This is a genomic window from Aurantibacter sp., assembly GCF_042094015.1.
Lineage (GTDB): Bacteria > Bacteroidota > Bacteroidia > Flavobacteriales > Flavobacteriaceae > Aurantibacter.
In genome coordinates this window covers 1-3,364 of sequence record NZ_JBELDZ010000120.1, presented here as the reverse complement: position 1 = coordinate 3,364, position 3,364 = coordinate 1, and the positions used below count along the sequence as shown (strand labels likewise).

1 protein-coding gene is annotated in these 3,364 nt (G+C 31.7%); it reads right to left on the bottom strand.

Going from position 1 to position 3,364, the window contains the following annotated elements:
* The coding region (locus ACFDSN_RS11860; RefSeq protein ID WP_375240069.1) for a DEAD/DEAH box helicase at positions 1 to 3,238 on the bottom strand (3,238 nt) is incomplete at its 3' end.
* Positions 3,239 to 3,364 lie beyond the last annotated feature (126 nt).

The following is a 3,364-nucleotide window of genomic DNA, read 5'->3' as shown; positions in this document are numbered from 1 at the left end:
ATGGTATATGCTTAGAGGGTATTATTCCATCCACAGCAGCATCAGCAAGTGTTCTTTTTTCTCTAATTAATTGCAAACGTTGTTTATCCCAAGACCACCTTTTATCATCTAAGTCTACATATACTTGTGGTATAATAATCTCAACATCTCCAAATTTACTTCCTTGCCTATAAATACGCCCTTTTAGCTGGGTGTACTCTGAATCTGTCCATGGAAGGGTTAATAACACCATGTTATTACAAACATTTTGTAATCCATCAACACCAGTTCCAATGGTTCTGGATGCTATTAAAATATCAACATCTCCCTTAATAAAATCACGCTTACTTTGTTCTCTTTCTGCTGTGCTTTGCTCTCCAATATAAAGGGCGTGAGAGTATCCTTTAGATTTTACATACTTAGCAACCCTTTTTGGTATTCTGTCTTTATCAGTAAAATAAGTATATATAATTGTTTTGGGCTTTAGGAAGTTCCCTAAAACAGTCAACTTACTTTCTAACAATATTTTCTCTAAACCTAAATAATCTTTATTACTATTGTCTTTTAACTTATCAGTTAAATCTGTTCCGTCAATATTTAAAACAGGAGTATTTTCTGCTGTAAGTTCTTTTAAAATAATATCATACTTAGGTATGTAACGAATTCCATTTAGAAGTAATTGATTGAATATCTTTAGAGCATTAGTGATAGTCCCTCTGGTATTAATATCATCATACTTTTTACCAGTAATAAGCTTAAGTAATGACTTCGCCTCAATAAGGTTATTAATGACTGGTGTAGCACTCATTCCAAGTAAATGAAAGTTAGTATTCATCTCTGCTGAACGTCCTATTAAACGCATTAAAGCACCTCTACGAAGGCTTTCTTTTTTATCTCTTTGCTTTGAGTTATGTACCTCATCCAAAACAATAAAATCAATGAGATTGTTCTCGTTTAAATCTTGAAATATCTCTTCTGTATACCCTTGCTGAAATTTCTCATAATTTAAGAGTAGGTAATTGTGTTTTGACCTGTCGAACTTTTGACCTTTCTTAAAGTTTGAGTGTACTGAGCTATTAGGATATACATCTAAAATATCTTCTTCTAACTGAGATACCGTAGAGTTTAAGCAAATAACAACAGTTAACTTTGAGTCAATTTCTCTACTGGCAATAATAAATGAAATTGTTTTACCAGCACCAGTACCACTCCAATTCCCATAACGCTTATAGTCTTTAACTCTTTGTACGGTAAGTTTCTGCATCATGTTTGGCTGGTGTGGAAAAGCATATCCCTTTGGAGGAATGTATTTTACCACCTTATCATACTCTTCTAAAAACAAATCTCGCAATCTCGATGAATTCTTTCCTCCGTTTAAGAGTTTAATTTCATCAACCTCTCTCTTGTCATTTATAACTTCATTCCAAACTTTTTTGAGTTTGTACTGAATGAAAAACTCTACTGCTTCATCGTCACATGTACCAATCAATTCTTTATCCAGAACAAGGATATCTTCATTAGAAATACTTGGTAGTCCTTTTCTTTTCTTTTGCTCAGTTTCAGAATATTCTACATCTTCAATAGATGGCGCCTCTATAGCAGAGACAGCATCGTTTAACTCATCATCATAGGATGAGGTTAGCTCTTCTAATTTATCTGAGAGTTCTTCTGTTCTATCTTCACTTAACTCTTCTTCTTCTTCCTCAATACCTAACTTCTCTTTTAGGGTTTTAAGAGAGTTATTTTTTGTTCCTTCATTTATAAATACTAATTCTTCTAATTCTTTTGGGAGTTTCCCTTGAGCAATTAACATATTTAGCTCCACAGGGTCCATATTTAGTATGTCTTCGTTTCTTATATCATTTATAAAATTAATTACTCTTTTGGTATTCCATCCAATGCCACAAGTTGGGCAACCAGCAGGTCTTTTATGTACAGATGCTGACTGCATGAAAATTCCATGCTCAGGACATATTATTTTTAATTTAGTTTTGGAATTAATGTAATTAACTTGTGAATAATCATATTTTGAACTGTGTATTTTTCTAAATTGCTGAATTATCTGTTCAGTTGTAAACTGAATATTATTTGAACATTTTGGACATCCACCCCCTCTTTTGTGTGCTATGGGTTTTTGGGTAAAAATACCATGTGTTGGGCAAATAATTTTTATGGGTTTTGTTGTATTTTTATACTCTACTAATTGGTAATCATATTTATCCCCATGAATCTCTCTAAACACCTCTAAAGTGTCTTTCATAGTTATGTTTTTTCCTGCACAAGTTGGGCATCCTGAACCACCTAAATGGCTACCTGGTGATTGTTCAAAAACACCATGGATTTTGCAAACTATACTGACATTTTCATGAGAATTTGAATAATTTACTAATGAGTAATCGTATAAATCACTGTGAACAATTTTAAATTTTTGAATAACTTCTTCTTCATTGCCTCTTAATTTGTTTCCTATGGATTCATTTCCGCATGAATTACAACCAGAGCCATTAAGATGTTTGCTTGGTGCCTGTTCAAAAACACCATGCTTAGTACATCCTATTTTAACTTTTTTACCCGGAACATATTTAGTTGACGAATAATCATAAGTATTATCATGAATTAATTTTGAAGATTTAATAAAAAACTCCGTTTTATCAACTGCATTTTGAATAACACATTTAGCATTTCTTGTTAATAATGAATATGCATTAACTTTGTGACGTGTTCTTGTTAATTTATTAAATAGAATTACAGGCGTCTTTGCGTTAACATAAATGACTTCAGTGTAGTCGTAATCATCGTTCCAATAACCTTTACTCTTGAGGGTGTTCAAAAAGGAGGTTGTGGTGTAATTTACTGAGCCATTGCAATTAGGGCAACCACTACCTCGTAAATGAGACTTTGGTGATTGTTCAAAGACACCGTGTTCCTTGCAAATTATTTTGACTTTTGAATGGGTTGTCTTATATACTACTTTTGAATAATCATATAAGTTATTATGTATTTCTTTGAATTTTTCAACTATTTCATTTGAAGAGTATTTTGATTTACCTTTTCTATCATTAATACTACATTTTAAACATTTTGAACCTTTTATTAAACTCATTGGTTTCGGAGAAAAAACTCCGTGTTTATTGCAAATTATTTTGATATTAGTGTGAGCATTTTTATACTCAACCTCAGAATAATCATAATCATCATTCCAATGACCACTATCTTTTAGTTTTTGAAGAAATTCTAATGTTTTTTGTGATTGAGGCATTTATTTTCTTTTTCTTATTCTCAAATATATTCATTATACGTCAAATAGTTGTGATTTATTTGTAAGGAGTTATAAGTATCTAACCTTATAGCATTTCGAACGTACTGCGAAAGCATAAAAATTAAA